General features: G+C 68.2%; 13 protein-coding genes and 1 pseudogene. 8 read left to right on the top strand and 6 right to left on the bottom strand.

Going from position 1 to position 19,003, the window contains the following annotated elements; translation table 11 throughout:
* The first annotated feature begins 170 nt into the window (after positions 1-170).
* A complete protein-coding gene (locus ACFTWP_RS23690; protein WP_380266692.1) occupies positions 171-956 on the top strand; it encodes a DeoR/GlpR family DNA-binding transcription regulator in 786 nt (261 codons plus the stop codon).
* A gap of 611 nt (positions 957-1,567) precedes the next feature.
* Here the strand turns inward: ACFTWP_RS23690 and ACFTWP_RS23695 are convergent.
* From ACFTWP_RS23695 to ACFTWP_RS23705, 3 genes are all read right to left on the bottom strand, one after another.
* A complete protein-coding gene (locus ACFTWP_RS23695; RefSeq protein ID WP_380266777.1) occupies positions 1,568-1,663 on the bottom strand; it encodes a hypothetical protein in 96 nt (31 codons plus the stop codon).
* A 603-nt stretch (positions 1,664-2,266) separates the two neighbouring features.
* Positions 2,267-3,307, bottom strand: coding sequence for a discoidin domain-containing protein (locus ACFTWP_RS23700; RefSeq protein WP_380266693.1), 1,041 nt, complete (start codon positions 3,305-3,307; stop codon positions 2,267-2,269).
* Positions 3,308-4,344: 1,037 nt separating this feature from the next.
* Positions 4,345-4,917, bottom strand: coding sequence for an RICIN domain-containing protein (locus ACFTWP_RS23705; protein WP_380266694.1), 573 nt, complete (start codon positions 4,915-4,917; stop codon positions 4,345-4,347).
* Positions 4,918-5,902: 985 nt separating this feature from the next.
* Here ACFTWP_RS23705 and ACFTWP_RS23710 point away from each other — a divergent pair.
* Positions 5,903-7,033, top strand: a complete 1,131-nt coding sequence (locus ACFTWP_RS23710) for a DUF3472 domain-containing protein (protein WP_380266695.1) — start codon at positions 5,903-5,905, stop codon at positions 7,031-7,033.
* A gap of 542 nt (positions 7,034-7,575) precedes the next feature.
* Here the strand turns inward: ACFTWP_RS23710 and ACFTWP_RS23715 are convergent.
* The 3 genes from ACFTWP_RS23715 to ACFTWP_RS23725 all read right to left on the bottom strand — a co-directional run bounded on the left by ACFTWP_RS23715 (position 7,576) and on the right by ACFTWP_RS23725 (position 9,742).
* Positions 7,576-7,671, bottom strand: coding sequence for an iron-containing alcohol dehydrogenase (locus tag ACFTWP_RS23715; RefSeq protein ID WP_380266696.1), 96 nt, complete (start codon positions 7,669-7,671; stop codon positions 7,576-7,578).
* Positions 7,672-7,896: 225 nt separating this feature from the next.
* The gene (locus tag ACFTWP_RS23720) at positions 7,897-8,031 is read right to left on the bottom strand and encodes a hypothetical protein (protein ID WP_380266697.1); all 135 of its coding nucleotides are present in this window, start codon (positions 8,029-8,031) and stop codon (positions 7,897-7,899) included.
* A gap of 691 nt (positions 8,032-8,722) precedes the next feature.
* Positions 8,723-9,742, bottom strand: coding sequence for an ROK family protein (locus ACFTWP_RS23725; RefSeq protein WP_380266698.1), 1,020 nt, complete (start codon positions 9,740-9,742; stop codon positions 8,723-8,725).
* A 349-nt stretch (positions 9,743-10,091) separates the two neighbouring features.
* Between ACFTWP_RS23725 and ACFTWP_RS23730 the strand changes: the two genes are divergently transcribed.
* The 6 genes and pseudogenes from ACFTWP_RS23730 to ACFTWP_RS23755 form a co-directional block, all read left to right on the top strand.
* Positions 10,092-11,390 carry an ABC transporter substrate-binding protein gene (locus ACFTWP_RS23730; RefSeq protein ID WP_380266699.1) on the top strand — a complete coding sequence of 433 codons (1,299 nt, stop codon included), beginning with the start codon at positions 10,092-10,094 and terminating at the stop codon, positions 11,388-11,390.
* Positions 11,391-11,489: 99 nt separating this feature from the next.
* Positions 11,490-12,443: a carbohydrate ABC transporter permease gene (locus ACFTWP_RS23735; protein ID WP_380266700.1), complete on the top strand. Its 954-nt coding sequence runs from the start codon at positions 11,490-11,492 to the stop codon at positions 12,441-12,443.
* A gap of 41 nt (positions 12,444-12,484) precedes the next feature.
* Complete coding sequence (locus ACFTWP_RS23740; protein WP_380266778.1) at positions 12,485-13,282, top strand: carbohydrate ABC transporter permease; 798 nt, start codon at positions 12,485-12,487, stop codon at positions 13,280-13,282.
* A gap of 53 nt (positions 13,283-13,335) precedes the next feature.
* A complete protein-coding gene (locus tag ACFTWP_RS23745) occupies positions 13,336-14,655 on the top strand; it encodes a Gfo/Idh/MocA family protein (RefSeq protein ID WP_380266702.1) in 1,320 nt (439 codons plus the stop codon).
* A 95-nt stretch (positions 14,656-14,750) separates the two neighbouring features.
* On the top strand, positions 14,751-18,050 hold the full coding sequence (locus ACFTWP_RS23750) for a ricin-type beta-trefoil lectin domain protein (RefSeq protein ID WP_380266703.1): 3,300 nt from the start codon (positions 14,751-14,753) through the stop codon (positions 18,048-18,050).
* A 336-nt stretch (positions 18,051-18,386) separates the two neighbouring features.
* Positions 18,387-18,998, top strand: a pseudogene (locus tag ACFTWP_RS23755) (alkaline phosphatase family protein); the annotation flags it as partial.
* Between the last annotated feature and the right edge of the window lie 5 nt (positions 18,999-19,003).

Here is a 19,003-nt window from a genome sequence, read left to right on the forward strand (position 1 = left end):
GTCCGGCATCGGGTCCACCGGGCACGCACGGACGGTTCCTGGATGACACAGGGCCCTGGTCTAGGCCAGATCTTCCCAAACCAATAGGGTAGGAAGCGGGCAGGATCAAGCACCACGCCGGGCGGCGGATCCGAGGTCCGCACCCGGTTCGCATACAGGATGGAGGGATCATGGGCGCGCACGAGCGGTGGACTCAGCTGCTGGAGGTACTCGGCGAAGACGGCCACCTCTCCGTGGCGGAGGCGTCCGAGAGACTGGGCGTCTCCACGGCGACGGTCCGGCGTGACATGGACGAACTGGCGCGCCAGCAGATGCTGACCCGGACTCGCGGTGGGGCCGTCCTGAGCTCGGTCTCCTACGACCTCCCCCTGCGCTACAAGACCGCGCGCCGGGCCAGCGAAAAGCACCGCATCGCCGAGGCGGCCGCCGCCCTGGTACCCGTGGGAGGGATCGTCGGCCTCAACGGTGGCACCACCACCTCCGAAGTCGCCCGCGTACTGGCGACCCGGGCCGACCTCACCGACACCGGCCCCGGTAAGTCGCTCACCGTCGTCACCAACGCCATCAACATCGCCAACGAACTCGCCGTACGCCCGCAGATCAAGGTGGTCGTCACCGGCGGTGTCGCGCGCCCCAACTCCTATGAGCTCACCGGCCCGTTGGCGACCTATGTCCTTCAGTCCCTCGCCCTGGACCTGGCGATCCTCGGCGTCAACGCCGTGGACGCGCACTTCGGCGCCGCCACCCACGACGAGGGCGAGGCGAGCGTCAATCGCGCCATCGCCGAGCGTGCCGAACGAATCGTCATCGTCGCGGACTCCAGCAAGCTCGGACGACGGGCCTTCGCCCAGGTCTGCCAGATGAACAGCGGATCCGTGCTGGTGACCGACAAGGACGCCGACCCCGACGTGATCCAACAGTTCACCAGCCAGGGCATCGAGGTCATCCAGGTCTGATCAGGGCAACGCCCGGCTACCGGGCGCGGGCAGTACGGACGGACCGCCCGCAAGCGCTCGGCCCAGACCCACCGCAGAGAGCACCTCAGCACCGCTGCCCCGCCAGCGCCTGCGCCCGGCCGGACAAGTGGCTCACCACCGGTCGGCCCCCGCTCGCGGGAATTTCTCTCGATTCCACCGGCGCCGGGACCTGCGGATTCAGTCGGCCCCCGATTGACCGGGGCCGGCGGGCGCGGGGCGGCCGGCTCCTGGGTCGTGGTGCGGCGGCCGCGGATGACGCCCCCAATCTGAGCTCGCGCATTAGCCGCTCAACCGTGCATCGCGCGACCGCGTGGCCGGAGCAGATGATGCGGCAGGCACCGTAGGTCCGGCCGGAGTCCTCCCAGGCCGCTGTGAGCAGCGGAATCATCTCCTCGTCGCGCAGGCGGCGGGCCGACTTCGGCCGCGTCTTGCGCGCGACATACGTCGAGGCAGCCGGAGCAGCTCATGGTCGGACACTGAGTACGGGGCGGATCGAACTCCGCAGGGACAGGCGCCAGATGTACCTCACAGCCCCACTGCCGGCGCCCTGGGATGAACCCGCGAAAGGACGGGTCCGCTGAAAACCCGCGCTAACGACCGGTGCGGATCCTGATCGCCGCCCCGGCCGCGTCGGCTCGGGCTGACGCGGCCGAAGGGGTCCCGGCTACCGCGATCACCCATCCGATGCGGTCTCAGCAATTGCTGAAGATTCCCAGCTGGCTTCCGGCACCGACAGTGATCTCGACCTCGTGGACTCCCGCCATGGTGCGGGTGACGGCGACATGGTCCACCGAGGCCACCACGCCCGGCCGGACCAGTGGGTGGCCAGGCACACGGCATGGGCGAAGCCGGCCTGCTGCCGCCCGGTCGGGTACCTCCTGGACCAGGCGGCTCACGGCAGCGTCGACGTCGTGCTGGGTCCCGGGCTCTTCGTCTTCTCCCTCCACGACGACCAGGCCCGAGCCGTTTCCCAGCGCTTCAGGACGGCGGGCTGCGGAGTCCTGGAACTTCCCTCACCGCAGCGCGGCTGCTCACCGGGAACTCGCTGAAGCAATCGCGGTTGCCTACCATCGTCCCGCAGCCGGGCCGGGGCGATCTCGTGGCCGTGGACCAGACGACAACCGAACGAGGCTCTTCACGGTGCGACGCGAAGACCTCCGGCATGGAATCCCCACACGGGTTCGCCTCACTGGAGGTCCTCGCCTTCGAACGGGCACCACGACATGCGCGGTCGACCCGGCCGACACCAAGCCAGAACCGGACCGGTTCCAGGCGTCTGCAGGTTCCTGTTACGTCCCCGCGATGTTCAGTTCGGCGATGGCGGTCCAGGGATTGCCGTTGACCTCACTGGTGGCGACCAGACGGACGTAGCGGGCGGTGACGGCGCTGAAGCGAACGTCCTGTTCGGTGGCGCTGTTGGGGAAGGCACCGGTTGCCACCGCAGTGCCCCAGGTGGTGCCGTCCGTGGAGGTGTACACCTTGTAGTCCTTGATCCGGCCGTTGGCAGTGCCGGATCGGGGCAGGTAGTACAGGTCGGTGACGGAGTAGTTCTTGCCGAGGTCGAGCTGGATCTCGTGGGGCATCGGCGCAGCGGTGCCCGACCACTTCGTCACCCACGCGGTAGCCGCCTTCCCGTCCAGGACGTTGGTGCCGGGGGCGGTCTCCGCCGCCGTCTCCGCACTGTCCACGGACTTCACGGACATCGACGACTGGGCGATCCGGTCCGGCCCGTTGGTGATCCAGCCGCGTGTGATGTGTGTGCCGTTGCCCTCGGTGATCGCCGTGTAGTCGGCCGTGCCGATGCAGTCGTTGTACTCGTAGTTGGCCTTGGCGGTACCGGCGTGGGTACCGGCGTCGGTCGTGGTCGGGGCGCCGAAGACCACGTCGATCTTCGGCAGCTGGTCGCAGCTGGGCGATCCGCGGTAGTACTCGACAAAGCCGCCGTGACTGCCGTTCAGGTTTCCGCTTCCGGAGGGCAGCTTGAAGGTACCGATGTGGTTCGCCACACCGGTCACCGTGTCGGTCGCGGTACCGGTCCACGCGTCGGTGCCGGTGAGGGCGACCTTGATGGCGTACTCGTGACCGTAGACGCCGTCGAAGTCGGACGCACAGCTCACCCCGGCCCCGCCGTCAGCACCGTTGCTGCAGTTGGAATCCGTGGACGTGGTGTTGGCGATGAAGCTGGAGAAGGCGGCGTGCAGCCTCTGGTGCCCGTTGAGGTCGGCCCTCGGCTGCAGGCCGGCGTAGGCGCCGGACGAGGAATTGGTGAAGCTGAACTGCTGAGCGAAGTACGTGCCGGCCTGGCGCAGTGTGGCGGTCTTCACCGTCATGGGGAAGGTGATGTTCGTCAGTCCGGACGCAGGGACGTTCGAAATGGACCAGGATTCCAACACGTTTCCGCCGGCGGAACCGGCCGCCGACGCCGACCCTCCGACTTCCCCGAGGATGAGCGTCCCCACTGCGAGGGACGCTAGCCCCGCGACGTACCAGCGCCTTGATCGACGCCATCCGATTCTCGTTCTCGTCACTTGTTCCTCCTCTGTCCTGGCATGAGGACATGCCGTTGTTGTCGCGTCCGACCGAGGTCCTGGCTTTCAACACGCGCCGTTTCCCTCCGCATGCGCCGTACCCCGGCGACGCCGCCATGGGCCTGCCAGGACATCTGGCCGTATGGAGTCCGCACGGCCCGCCGCAGGCTCGTCCTGGAACGCCCCAGGACCCAACTCCTGACGCCGCGGCACGCGCGCAGGTCCGGCCGGAGCCGTCCGGGCCGGTGCGCGAAGTTGCCGCGGTGCCGACCCGTCGCATACCGCCACACGCTCATGTCCGAGCGGCGGTGCTGTGGTGCGCCTACGATGCCGCCCGATGTGCGCAGGCCCGCACCCGGAGGCCGTCACCATGCGAAGCACGCACCGCACAGGAGTGGGATCGGCTCCCTCACCGTTCCCGACGTGGTCGGCCGGTAACGGTTCAGCCGTGCGGAAATCCGCTGCACCGGCCGGGAGGAACACCGGAGGGTGACGTTCGGCCACCGACTCGGGTAACGCAGTGGTCCGACGACCTGGAGCCTTGGTGGGCTCAGAGCCGAACGAGCTCAAGAACCTCGGCGCAGAGGCGGCGGTCAGTGGGTTTTTGACCGACCGGGCCAGTGCGCGTCGGGGATGGGCGGTTCACTTGATGGTCGTGTAACCCGACATCCCTCGCAAAGGACTTCTTGTGGCGGGTTCTTGGACTATCGGTCCGTTCCGCCTCCACCCCCGCGTCCGCACCGAACGGCGGTGCGGCCCGGTCGACGGGTGACGTGTGGGGGCCGCCCGGGGAAGGACGGCCCCCACACGTCACGGGGAAGAGGATCAGGTCACCGCGCTCACTGGATCGTCCACTGCTGGGTGGCGGACCCGTTGCTCATCTGCTGGGTCACCGGCGCGTTGTCGGACGTGAGGATCCAGTGCTGGCTGGTGCCGCCGGTGCAGGTCCACTGGACGACGGGGGCGCCCGCGGTGGTGGAGCCGCCGCTGACGTCGGCGCACAGACCGGACAGACCGTTGACGACCTGGTAGGAGCCGTCCGGCTGGCGGGTGAACTGCCAGTTCTGGTTCGTTCCGCCGTTGGCGGTCCAGGTGATGAGCTGGGTGCCGGCGGCCGTGCTGTGGTTCGGGTCGTCCAGTGCCTTGCCGCCCGTCACGACGGTGTGTGTCCCGGTGAGGTCGGTGCCGGCCGGGTTGACGGGTCGGGTCGGCAGGCCGGTCGCGCTGTAGGTCAGGGCGGCGCCGACGTTGTCGCACTCCGCCTGGATCTGCAGGCTGGTGGCGGTGTTCACCGGCGTCGTCCTGCTACCAGGACCGGTGACCGTGAAGCCGCTGACGCCGACCGCCGCCCAGGTGGCGGCGACCGTCTTGTAGGTGGGCGACGCGGTGCGGTCCGACGTGGCCGGCACCATCCGCCAACTCGCCCAGGGCCACTGCACGGGCCGCTGCCGCTACAGCGAACGGGGCAAGGCGCATACTCACGTCGTCACCGTCAACATCGAACTCCTAAGCGGTAGTTCCCGGGCGAGGCTACGTACCCACGACCACCAACCGCCTTCCAGGGCCACCTCGACCAGCGAAGCACTCAGAAGTGTGCTTCTGGCGATCCGTCAGCTGGTGCCGCAGCGACCAAGACCCCCCGACAGCGTCAAGACCAGGGCGGGTGAGGTTGTCGACAGGGGTAGGGCCGTGGCTGGTCACGGCGCTCCGGCGGCAGCGGTCGATTGACAACCGCTCGTAGGGCGGACAAGATGCTCTGACATCGAGCTGCTCAAACATGCTCGAAACTCAGATATTCAGAGCATGTATCAACATCCTGTCGCATGGGTGATCGATCACAAAGGATATCTGGCTGAATAGGCCCAGCTACTCGAGGCGGCGCGGAAGGCGCTCTCATGACTAGGCCGGAGGCGATGAACATGGACGAGTACCTTGCAGCGCCCCCAGATCCTGAGGGGGGTACCGATAAGTCTGGCGTCCCACAGTCCGGCCATCGCCGAAGACCCTTGAGCACCGGCTCACTGCTCCGGTCGGCAAGGCACACCAGCGGTGCCGGGTCGACGGTCCGACGGGTTCCATCGCTGCCTCGAACACCTGGGCGTCGGTGAGACCGACGGCATTCCGAATCGACCACAAGCCCGATTGCCAGTGCGTAGTCCCACGCTACGCCTATGGGAATGAACAAAGGCTACGACAGGAGCGCTGCCATAGGGATGACAATTGTTCCATTGGCACGGCCCGCCGCGTCGATGGAAGTGCGGCGCGATCTGAAGCGCGCCAACGTACACAGCGGCGAACCCAACGCCCATTCGGCGTGGAACACCATCTAACGATTCAGCGGTGGACTACCTCTGTGGCTAAAGCGGGGGACTAATCGTCCGAGAAATGGAACACAATATGTCGATACTCACAGGCAGGTGCACGGCAGCCGCGAGCCTGTCGGGAGTAGGTCTGCTGTCCTTGATCGTGGGAGTGGTGCCCTTCGCCACGGCGACGTCCGCGTCGGCAGCCGGTTCCGCCGGCGGGAACGTAGCGATCGGTTGGTCGATCCCCAAGACCCCGGCCGCAGGACTGACGAACATCACCTTCCCCATGACGGTCAACCCGGCCACCCTTCGAGCCAACGGCACCTACTTTGCGCAGCAGTACGACTTCGCTCACGCCTTCGGCTACACCGGCCTACAGCCACGGGCCGATCTCAACGGGCACCAGAGACTGCGCGCTGTGTTCTCCACCTTCACCGGCGGTTCCACGAGCACCGACCCCAACTGCCACAACGGAGCCGACGGCGGCGCCGGCGTGAGCTGTGGCGCCGAGTTCGACACCGTCTACGGCCACACCTACAACGTAACCGTCGCCAAGACCGGTACCGACACCTGGACCGGAACCGCGACCGACACCGTCACCGGTACGGCCAACCACATCGGCAGTTGGACCCTCCCGGCCGGCAGTGGAAACCTCCAAAGCGGACAGGCCGGGTTCGTCGAGTACTACGAAGGTTCGCCAACCTGCGCTGAACTGCCAAGCACCGACGTGCTCTTCGGCGCCCCCACCTCCACCGACTCAGGCGGCCTGACCGGCAGCTCCACGATCAGCCACGAATACAGCGGCTGCATCGGCCAGGCCAATTACCACGCCACCGCGGTCGGCGGCGGCGCCCACATCACCCGCGGCTGGATCACCCAACCCGGAACCCCCACCACACCGGCACCTTCCAATTCCAACACCTCAACCAAGCCCACCACCCCGGACCCGACCCCCGTCGTCGCGGGGAGCGCCCAGGCGCAGCCGTCCCACACCGCTACACAGCCGGCCTCGCCCTCCCCCGAACAGCCGGCCGGCAACGCCGCCATCGGCTCCACCGCGACACCCGGCAACACTCCGTCCTCCACGACAACCGATGGCGGATCGCTCGCCTCCACCGGAGGCGGCAGCACCAGGGCCGGCGTCATCGGCGCCGCTCTCATCGCCGCCGGCGGCAGCGCCGTGTTCCTCCTGCGCAGGCGCCGCACGCAGCGCAAGCACTGACACCGCACCACCCGGTTCCGGGCAGCACACACGTGTGGGAGAGCGTACGCTCACGTCGGCTGCCCGGAACCCGGGCGAGTACCACCGTGCATGCCAATCGGCGCGCACGCGGCGTCTGTACAGCCAGTGGCCATGTTCCCTAGGCAGTGGTGACGCTGTGCACCTGGCTGCAATCATGAGGCATGGATCAATCCCACTCTACGGCGCTGACGAACCAAGAGGTGGCCGACAGAACCCTCATGCGGGCCGATTCGGGCGACCCTGCGTCGGGTTGAGCCGCCAACCTCATCCAAGAGCTCCCCAGTGGCGCAAAGGACAACCCGACGGCGTCACCCCTCAAGGCGCTCGCGAAGGCCCTCGGCGTGCGCGCCAGCTACTTGATCGACGACGAACCGAACCCGGAACCGTCCACGCTGGCCGCCCCCGAGGACCTCGAACGACTCGTCGAGGACGCGGCCGTCCGAAATCTCGCCCTGCGCGCCGGTAGGCTGTCGCAGGCGACTGTAGACCGGGTTGCGGCGCGGCGCCCAGAAGGCCTCGACTCAGTGGGCCATCGCGTTGAGTCCGCTGGCCACCGACAGCTCGGGCGGCAGCGTGAGGGTCAGGTCCGGGTCGTAGGCGACGGTCCGCGGGAGCACGCGCGGCGACCTCGACCGGCACGTGCGGGCGGACGTCGGTGAACTCCGCCGCGATCCGGTCGGCGAACGGGGCGCACAGCTCGCGGGCCAGATCGGCCTCCGAGGACCCCGCGATCAGCAGGATCCGCCGCGCACCGAACGCGTCGACCTCGGCCAGCAGTTGCGTACTCGCGGCGCCGGAGCCGAACACGACACGTCCGGGCAGGGCGTCGTAGGTGAACGCGTTCATCGGACCGCCTCCGGCAGGACGGTGGGCTGGTAGCCCAGCAGCAGCCAACGATCGCCCTCGCGCACCCACACGGCCATCGCCTGGTTCGCCAGCGACTTGCGGACCCCACCGGCGGTGATGTCGGCGAACATCCGGCCGATCACTCTCGGCGTCGATGATCACGGTCGCGTAGCGGCTCGGGAGCTTGAGGGCGAAGTCGTCGATGCCGAGCACGCGCGCCGGCGGCACCGCTCTACGCATGAGCAGGAGCCGAGCGGTCGAGAGGGAGATCGCGCAAGCCAGCACACGGGAGGGACGGGACCCCGCCCGGCCCGGTAACTCCTAAACCACGAAGCTGAGTTGCTCGTCCTGATGGTTGGTGCGCCGCTGATGGCGCTCCACGACGCCGGGAACCTGCTCGCGGAACGTCTGCCGCGGACAGCCGAACACCGGGTGGACCAAGCGTCGCACCCGCACCAAGACCTGCCTCGGTCCACCGGAACGTCCGCAACGGCCCACCCATGGAAGCCGTGCACCCGCCCCGTCGCCTGCTCACACGCCGGCACGGCATCGGATCCTCCCGGATCCTCCCGGATCCTCCCGGATCCTCCCGGATCCTCCCGGATCCTCCCGGATCCTCCCGGATCCGCGCGGGACACCCGGATGCCCTCGCCCGTCACGCCCTCCACGACGAAGTCCGACAGTCCCGAAAGCACCATGCCCAAAAGCCCGTTGACATCAACCATGCCATGCCGGCGACGGCGTTCACACTTCGCTACCACCGATACGGGACGGAGCTACCGACCTGTACAGACCCCAGGAGAGCACGTGACGATGCTCGGGTCAGGTGGCAAGCGCCGCAGCGAGGCGGGCGGAGTCGGTGTCGAAGAGGTCCTGCTCGACATGGTCGAGGGCGAGTCGGACGGCGCCGAGGGCGACCGCGTTGTGGTTGAGGGCGGACAACCGGATGGGGATCGGGAAGAGGGTCTTCCTGTCGAGGTGGTTCTGGAGCGGGTCGAGGAGGGTGTCTCCGGCTCGGCTGAGGCCGCCGGAGAGGATGACGCACTCGGGGTCGACGGTGAGCACGATGGCGGCGATGCCGGTGGCCAGGTGTTCGGCGAGCTCCTCGATCCGGGCCCGGGCAGCGGCGTCGCCGGCCGCGGCCGCACGGACGGTACTCTCGCGGTCGTCCGGCCAGTCAGCCATGGCCTGGAGGGCGGCCTGCCAGCGTGATTCGGCGAGCACGCCGATCTCACCAGCGGCGCCGTGGACGCCCTGCAGCACCTGGCCACCCAGGACGACGCCGGCGGTGATGTGGCGGCCGGCGACGATGTTGACGAAGTTGTCGATGTCACAGCCTGTGCCCAGCCAACGTTCGGCGAGGGTGGCCAGCCGGGCGTCGTTACCGACGAGCACTGGCACCCCCGGAAGCATGGCGAACCCCTGGGCGAGGTTGTATCCCTGCGTCTGGGGCAGTCTTGCACTTCGGGCCACACGCCCGTCACGGCCGACGATGCCTGTGGCGGCCACGCCGACGGCCAGCACCTCTGCCGTGTCGATCCCGACGCTGCGGATCGCGGCCTCGACCGCCTCCTGCGCCGCCAGCAACCGCTTGTCGGCGGGCGCGGTCGGGTCGAGCGGGCAGGTGTGCCGGGACCGCTCGGTGCCGGCCAGGTTCGCGACCAGCACGTTGACTTCGTGGACCGCCAGGTCGACGCCGACGACATAGCCATAGTCGGCGCGGAACCGGTACCACTTGGCGGGCCGGCCAACCGGGCGCTCGTCCGTCTCCGGGATGAACTCCTCGGCCAGGCCGGCGCCGACCAGGGTCAGCGCCGCGTCCTCGGCAGTGTTTCGAGACACCCCCGTCGCCTTGGTGAGATCGCGTAGCGTCAGTTGTTGCGCGCCGTGCAGTGCTCGAAGCACCGCCACGGTGTTAATGCGCTGCAGCAGCGATCCGTCGCCACCTGTTCGTCTCATCCGACCCTCTCTTGACAGTGCTGCCAACTCCGGAACAGACTCTAACAAGTTTTTTTTAGTCAATGCATCAAAAAATACACCAGCGCGACCGCCCCACACGCACAGTGACGCGCCCCCCGATCAGGGAAAGACCGCGACCTCGGCACCCCGACCGCAGTCGCCGACCACCCCTGCACTCCTCGCTCCTCGATGCGCCCAGAGCTCGTCACTCCGAGCCGGAAATGGATCCACCATGCGCAGAAGATTCCTGTTCACGACAGTCGCCGTCGTCACCGCCCTCACTCTGTCCAGCTGCGCAGCCGGCGCCTCCGGCGGCGGATCCGCCCAAGGCAGCGGCAGCGCCGTCACCCTGACCTTCCTGACCTTCGAGACGCCGAACCTGACGGCCAAGTACTGGGACGACGCGATTGCCCGTGCCTCGGCCAAGGTGCCCGGGGTCACCATCCAGAAGCTGGTCGCTCCGTCGGCAGACCGGGCGGGTTACGCCAAGCAGCTGGCCGCCTCGGGCCAACTGCCGCACATCATGATCGCGGTGTCGCCGAACGGCTTCGCCCAGGCCGGGCAGCTGGCGCCGTGGACGGACACGGAGCTGGTGGACTTCGTCTCACCGCACTCCAACCCGATCGGCGGCAAGATCTACCAGCTGCCGTACAACACCCAGCCCACTCCGCTCGTGTACTACAACAAGGCCGACTTCGCCGCGGCCGGGATCACCGCCCCGCCGAAGACCTACGCCGAACTGCTCGACGACAGTGCCAAGCTCAAGGCCAAGGGCATCAACCCGTTCGTCGTCGGCGGTGGCGGCAAAGACACCTGGGCCGACATGTACCCGCTGATCGGCGCGGTGGCCACCGACACCTACAAGCCCACCCCGGACTGGCTGGCGCAGAAGGCCGCCGGCAAGGCCAAGTTCAGCGACCCGGCGTTCACCAAGGCCGCCGGCAAGATCGCAGACCTTGCCAAGAACAACTACATCGACACCGCTGGACTGTCGCGCTCCTACGCCGACGACGAGCAGGCCTTCCGCGACAACAAGGGCGCGATGTACCCGATGGGCTCGTGGTTCGCCGCCTCAGCCGACGCCAAGAAGCCCAGCTTCGACGTCGGTGTCTTCGCCTGGCCCACCGACGACGGCTCGCTGGTGGTCCCGGCCTACACCGGCGGCGGCACCTCGGTGAGCTCCAAGGCTCCGAACGTGGATCTGGCCAAGAAGTGGGCGCTGGCGTTCATGCTCGACAAGACCTCGCTGGACACCTCGGTACGGACCGACGGCTCGATCATCGCGATCAAGGATTACACCCCGCCCGCCGATATGGGCCCGGTCTACACCGCGACCGCCGACCTGTATCAGGAAGCGGTCAAGCAGAACGCGATCGTCAACGCCTTCTCCATCGAGACCGGTGACGGCTCGATGCCCGCAGGCCTGGCCGACAGGGCCGCCGCCGGCGTCGCCGACCTGATCAACGGCAAGAAGACCTCCCAGCAGTTCGGCTCCTTCCTCGACGACGAATGGGCCAAGGCGAGCCAGTAGCCACACACCCCACCGCCCGGCGCCGGCCCCGCAGGAGGGGAGGGCCGGCGCCGACCGCACCATCGGGCCACCCGAAGAGCAGGAGCGCAGAAGATCATCATGTCCGCGACACAGACCCGCCCGGCGGGCACCGGCTCCCACGTCACGAGACGTACCACAGGCCCACCGCGCGGCCGGCGGCGGTTGGCGAAGGCCGTCCACTTCCTGACCTTCGGCGCACCCGGCCTGCTGGTCTACCTCGCCTTCGTGCTGATCCCGATCGCCATGACGGTCCGCAACAGCTTCACCAACCGCAACCCTGCCAACCCACCCACCCAGTGGGTGGGCCTGCGCAACTACACCCGGCTCCTCCAGGACTCGGACGTCACCGGCGCCCTGTCGAACACGGTGATCGTCACCGCCATCGTGACCGCGACGGCCAACGTCCTGGGACTTGCCATCGCACTCCTGCTGGACCGGCGGGGCTGGCTCTACAACATGCTGCGCTCGGTGTTCTTCACCCCCGTCGTGCTCAGCTCAGTGGTGGTCTCGGTCATCTGGCAGGCGATCCTCGCCGACGACGGGCTGCTGGACTCGGCCCTGCGCAGCCTGGGTGTGGCCCATCCGCCCGGCTGGCTGTCGGATCCGGACCTGGCCCTGTACTCGGTGGCGTTCATCATCACCTGGCAGGTGCTGGGGTTCTGCGTAGTGGTCTACCTGGCGGGTCTGGCCGGTGTCCCGGCCGAACTGCTGGAGGCCGCCGAGATCGACGGCGCCGGCCGGCAGGCCCGGTTCCGGCACGTGACCTGGCCGATGCTGGCGCCGGCGCTGACCATCAACACCGTGATGCTGCTGATCACCGGGTTCAAGGCCTACGACCAGGTCCAGGTGATCACCAACGGCGGGCCGGGCAACGGCACCACCTCGACGATCGCCTTCCAGGTCGTGCAGACCACCTTCACCGGCAACCACATCGGCTACGGCTCGGCGATGGCGACCCTGATGCTCGTGATCATCGCGGCGATCTCGGTCCTGGCCCTGCGCGTGCTGCAGCGACGGGAGGTCACAATGTGAGTGCCACCGGCGCACCGCGCACCACCTCGTGGATACGGTCCATCGCCGCGACCTTCGTGACCGCCGTGTTCTTCCTGCCGCTGTACGAAGTCCTGGTGAACGTCTTCAAGCACGGCCAGGACATCACCGCCCACCCGGTGAGCCTGCCGATCCCGCCGACCCTGTCCTCGATCCAGCAGGTCATGTCCCGCCCGGACCACATGTTCTGGTACGGCCTGATCAACAGCGTGGAGGTCACCGCGATCTCCGTCACGGTGCTGACCGTGGTCTCGGCCATGCTCGGCCACTACCTGGCCCGCGCCGGCGGGCGGTGGGCCAAGGCCGCGCTCGCGCTGCTGCTGTGCGGGCTGATGATCCCGCCCTCAGTGATCCTGGAGCCGATCACCGAAGTGCTGCGCTCGCTCGGCTTGATGACCACGATCCCCGGTCTGGTGCTGGTCAACGTCGGCTACTACGTGCCGTTCGGCGTGTTCGTCTTCATGGGCTTCGTGAAGACCATCCCGATCGAGCTGGAGGAAGCCGCGGCCCTGGACGGCGCCGGACGCTTCCGGATCTTCTGGCAGGTCGTCTTCCCGCTGTTGCGGCCCGCCTCAGCCAGCGTGCTGATCTTCCTCGGGGTGTGGATCTGGAACGACTTCCTCAACCCGCTGATCCTGCTTGGCCCCGCGAACGGCACCACTGTCACTGTTGGCATCTACCGCGCCATCGGCGAGCACCAGAGCGACTTCGGCCAGGTCTTCGCGCTGATGTTCCTGGCGACCCTGCCCATCCTCGTCTGCTACCTGGCCTTCCAGAAACACTTCGTCAAGGGCCTGACCGGCGGGGCGACCAAGGGCTGACCGTGCGCCAGTCGCCCTCGCCCGCAACTCGATCCTCTTCACAGGAGCACCTCGTGAACCCCACCACCGCCACCGCGACCGCGACCGACGCATTCATCACCGGCGACCTGAGTCGCCCCCTGGGCCGTCCGCTGACCCTGGCGATCCTCGGTGCCGGAGCCCGGGGGGCCGCCTACGCCGACCTCGCCGCCAAGCGGCCCGAGGTGGCGCGCGTGATCGCCGTGGCCGATCCGCGCGAGCGGGTGCGCAGCGCCTTCGCCACCAAGCACCACATCGCCCCCGAGTTCCAGTTCGCCCACTGGCGCGACCTGCTCGCGCAGCCGCGGCTGGCCGACGTCGCGGTGATTGCCGTGCAGGACGCCGAGCACGTCGCCGCGGCCATCGCCCTGGCGGAGCTCGGCTACCAGCTCCTGCTGGAGAAGCCCATGGCCACCACCGAGGCCGACTGCGAGGCGATCGCCGAGGCGGCCCGGCGCAACCGCACCGCCCTGGCGGTATGTCACGTCATGCGCTACACCCCCTACACAGTCAAGCTCAAGCAACTGCTGCTCGAAGGTGCGATCGGCGACATCGTCTCCATCCAGCACCTGGAACCAATCGGCCACTACCACTTCGCGCACTCCTTCGTGCGCGGGAACTGGCGCCGCGAGGACGAGTCCTCCTCCCTACTGCTCGCCAAGTCCTGCCACGACATCGACTGGATCGCCGACGTCGCCGGGCAGCGTGTGGCCAAGGTCAGCTCCTTCGGATCGCTCACCCATTTCCGTCCCGAAGCCGCCCCCGAAGGCGCCACCGACCGGTGCGTGACCTGCCCGCTCCAGGGCGTCTGCGCCTACTCGGCCACCACGCTCTACCGCGACGGCCTGCACAACGGCGGCACCAAGCAGTACTTCACCCGGATCATCACCGCCGGCGAGCTGACCGAGGAGGCGGTGACCGCCGCGCTGACCGACGGTCCGTACGGGCGGTGCGTCTACCACAGCGACAACGACGTCGCCGACCACCAGGTGGTCAACCTGGAGTTCGACGGCGGCATCACCGCCTCCTTCACCCTGACCGCCTTCACACCGCTGGAGAACCGCCATACCAAGATCTTCGGTACTCGCGGCCAACTCACCGGCGATGGCCGCCACATCGAGGTCTACGACTTCCGTGCCGAGACCCGCACCGTCCTCGACACCTCACTCGACGGATCATCAGCCGCAGAGGGCCATGCCGGAGGCGACGAGGCGATGTTCAACACCTACCTCGACGCCCTGCACCGGGGCCGTCCCGAGCTCATCGTCTCGGGCATCGATGCCAGCCTGGCCAGCCACCGCGTGGTCTTCGCCGCCGAACGTGCCCGTCACAGCGGAGCGGTGGTCGAGCTCTAACCCCCCCAGACTCCGCTGCCCCGCCCACAACGGGGCAGCGGATGCACCACCGCTCAACCTGCGCAGGTTCCCCCACCTGGAAGGACAGCACTGCCATGGCACCACGCACCAGACCCGGACGAGCAAGGCCCGCGACCCTCGCAGCAACCGTGCTGGCCGTCGCGGCCACCCTGGTTCTGCCGGGCACCGGTCGAGCGGACGCCGTCCCGATGACCGTCCCCTCCAGCAGCTCGGACTGGGCCGCACTCCAGGCTCTGCTGCCCACCCTCGCCGCGACCTGGAGCGCGCCCCCGACGAACCAGGTCACCAGCACGTTCCCCGGCGGTCCGCTACTGGGCAACGGCGACCTCGGCGTCGAGGTCGGCGGTGACAGCCACAGCCTGAAGCTCTACATGTCCAAGAACGACTTCTGGAACAACTCCACCGGCCACGGGGTGCACGCCATCGCACTCGGAGGCCTGACCCTGCGGGCCCCAGCCGGCGGTGCTACGTCCGGCACCACATACAGCCAGACCCAGGACCTGCTGAACGCCCAGGTGACCTCGGACCTGGTGATCAACGGCGCACCGATCCACGCGGTCACCTTCACCTCCGACACGGGTGACATCCTGGTCACCAAGCTCACCACCAGCGGCTCCGGCTCGGTGACGCTGAACGTGGACACCTGGACGGACGGCTCCAACGGCGCCTACCCGGCGGCCTCCGGGGTGAACGGATCCACCCTGTGGGCCTCGCGCTCCTCCCAGAGCGACGCGGGAAGCCAGTGGGTGTCCAGGGCCGCGGTCGCCACCCGCGTCCTCAACGCGACGGCGACGACGAGCACGAACTCCACCGGTACCTCCACCGCGGCGTTCGCCGTCAGCCCGGGCCAGACCGTCACCCTCGTCTCCTCCGTCAACGGCGGCATGAACTCCACCACCGCGGTCGCCGACGCGCAGAACGGGGTGGCCGGCCTCACCGACTCCGCCGTCGCCTCCCTCCTGACCGGGCACCAGTCCTGGTGGAAGGACTACTGGCTCAAGTCCAACGTCCGCGTCTACGACACGACGATGGAGAAGTACTACTACGGCGCCCAGTACCTGCTCGGCAGCGCCGCCCGCAGCGGCAGCACCGCCCCGGGCCTCTGGGGCGCCTGGACCACCACCGACTCGCCGGCCTGGGCGGGCGACTACCACCTCAACTACAACGACCAGGCCCCCTACTACGGGGCCTTCTCCAGCAACCGCGGCAGCCTGGTAGACCCGTACGTCAAGTCGATCACGGACTTCCGGAACACCGCCGTGGCCCTGCTCGCCGGATCCCAGTCGATACCCGTGAGCGGCGCGGCCTACAGCACGCAGTTCAAGGCGGCCCTCGCCAACACCACGCACGGCTACCTCTTCCCGGTGGGGATCGGCCCGGCCGGCTCGATCACCGACAAGACGTGGTGGAACCAGCCCGTCGACGCCAGCTACGCGGCCGTCCCGATGATCTCCAAGTACGAGTACAGCCCCGACAACACCTACCTGAGCCAGACCCTCTACCCCTTCATCAAGCAGAACGTCCTGTTCTGGCAGGACTACCTCGGAGCCAAGCAGGCCGACGGCAAGTACCACCTGATGGGCGCCGCCTACGAGGGCGACTGGACCCATGACGACTCGGTCGACCTCGCAGCCGTCAACCTGATGCTCAAGTCGGCGATCACCTACAGCCAGACCCTCGGCATCGACAGCTCCCTGCGCCCGGCCTGGCAGGACATCCTGAACAACCTCCCCGCGTATGCCACCACAACGTTCGACGGGCAGAGTGTGTACCCGAGCGACTACGACACGCCCTTCTCCGCAGTGCTCGGGCGCACCGTGTGCAACCTCGAGTGGATCCACCCGTTCGACGAGCTCAACCTGGACTCCCCGGCTGCCGCTCGTCAGACCGCGATCCACACGCTCTCGGTCATGAACTCCTGGACCCAGGGCAACAACTTCGCCAAGAGCTTCGGCATCGCCGCGCAGATGGGCTACCCCGCCGACGCCCTGTTCGCGCAGATGAAGAGTGTCATCTCCACCTATTCCCAGCCCAACCTGAGTATCTACCAGTCTGGCGGAGCCCTGGAGACCGTCGGGGCCACCGACGCGATCAACGCGATGCTCCTGCAGTCCGTCAACGGCACCATCCGGCTGTTCCCCGACTACCCGGCCAACCGGCCCGCGCACTTCAGCAACCTGCGTGCCAAGGGCGGATTCCTGGTCAGCGCCGACTACAACGGCACCTCCGCCTCCAACGTCTCCCTCACCGCCGACAACGCCGGTGGCCCGGTGACCGTGCTGAACCCCTGGCCCGGATCCACCGTCACCGTCAAGGACTCCAACGGCGCCACCGTGTCAACCACCGTGTCCGGCGACCGCTACACCTTCACCACCACCAGCGGCGGCACCTACACCCTGACCTCGTCCAACGGCTCCACGGGCGGCGCCCTGACCGCCTCGGTCAGCCCGCAGCCGGCCGGGAACGTCAACCTCACCGCAGAGGGCACCACCGACTTCGCGCACTGGGGCCTCAACGACACCAGCAGCTTCGACCACAAGGCGGGTGCCACCCAGGCGATCAGCAACCTGAGCGTGATCGGCAGCAACCCGCTCGTCCGGCTCGCCGACAGCCAGGTGACCTACAGCTGGACCGGCGGGACTCCCACCGCATCGACCACCGCAAGCCCCACGGCGGTCTACGTGCGGTCCATCGGCAACGGCTTCCAGATCACCGTGCCGGCCTCCACCGTCCGCCAGCGACTGCGGGTCTACCTTGGCGCATGGTCGGCCAAGGGTAAGCTGACGGCCTCCCTCAGCGACGGGAGCGCGTCCCCTTACACCGGATACCTCGACTCCCCGTCCGGTAACGCCTACGGCGTGGCGGACCTGACGTTCGCGGCCTTGTCCGCCGGCCAGGCCCTCACCGTCCAGTACGTGGTGGACACTTCCTACTCCGGAACCAACGGCAACATCACCTGGCACTCCGCCACCCTCGCACCGGCCACGCCGCCGTCCGGACCGACCGTCGGGACCGCCAGCGGCAAGTGCGTCGACATCACCGGCGGCAGCACCGCCGACAGCACCCCGCTGCAGCTCTACACCTGCAACGGCAGCGCAGCCCAGAGCTGGTCGTACCCCAGTGGCGGAACCATCCAGGCCGTCGGTAAGTGCATGGAGGTGCGAGGGGCGTCCAGCGCCGACGGCACGACCGTCCAGCTCTACAGCTGCAACGGCACCAACGCCCAGCAGTGGACCTATGTCCCCGCCACTGGCCAGCTCAAGGCCCTCGGCAAGTGCCTGGACACCACGGGAGGGGGCACCGCCAACGGCACCCTGCTGATCCTCAACACCTGCAGCAGCGCCACCAGTCAGCGGTGGCGGTTTCTGACCTGATGACACCCGGAAGGCAGGAGGTGTAGGGCTGGACCGTTCCTCGGGAGAACCACAGCGGTTCTCCCGAGGAACGTGCTGTGTCCGGGACCGGCCCTTGTCGGTCCCGGACACAGCACGTTGTGGAGACGGCAGCGACTTCGGCAGCGAGGAACAGTCAATAGTCAGGGGCGCCCCCGTGCGGCCTGAGAACAGGAAGGACGAGACGACCCGCCGGCAACGACATGCAGGTCATCAGCAGGACAGTGGCCGCACAGCACGGGGGAACCCAACGGGTGCGCCGTGTGCTTGAGGCGCACTCCGGCAACGGCGGCCTCACCCCGGCGGGCGATCGAGGACCCGGTGCTCGGCAACGAGGAGAACGGCTACGGCTGGACGACGTTACCCGAGATCCTTGAGAAGGTCGGCATCTCCTGGAAGGCCTACCAGGACATCGGCACGGGTCTGGACGCGGCGGGCGGTCGGGGCCGGACCACTGACCCGTATATCGGCAACTACGGCGACACCTCACTGCTCTACTTCAACCAGTCCCGCAAGGCGACCGCCGGACAGCCGCTCTACGACAATGCCCGCGCCGGCGGCGACGACTACCTCGACCGCCTCAAGGCCGACGTGACCAACGGCACCCTCCCGCAGGTCTCCTGGATCGCCGCCCCCGAGGCCTTCTGCGAACACCCCAACCGGCTTGCCATCTAAGGTGCCTGGTACATCTCCCAGGTCCTCGACGCGTTGACCGCCGGCCCCGCCGTGTGGGCCAGGACCGTCCTGCCGATCACCTACGACGAGAACGACGGCTTCTTCGACCACGTCGTACCGCCCTTCTCGCCCGCCTCCGCCACCCAGGGCCTGTCCACCGTCGCCGTCACCGGCGAGATCTCCGCCGGGAACAGCAGCTACGCCTCGGGCCAGTACGGACTCGGCCCCCGGGGGCCGATGCTCGCCCTCTCCCTCTGAAG

The sequence above is a fragment of the Kitasatospora sp. NPDC057015 genome (assembly GCF_042673745.1).
Classification (GTDB): domain Bacteria; phylum Actinomycetota; class Actinomycetes; order Streptomycetales; family Streptomycetaceae; genus Kitasatospora.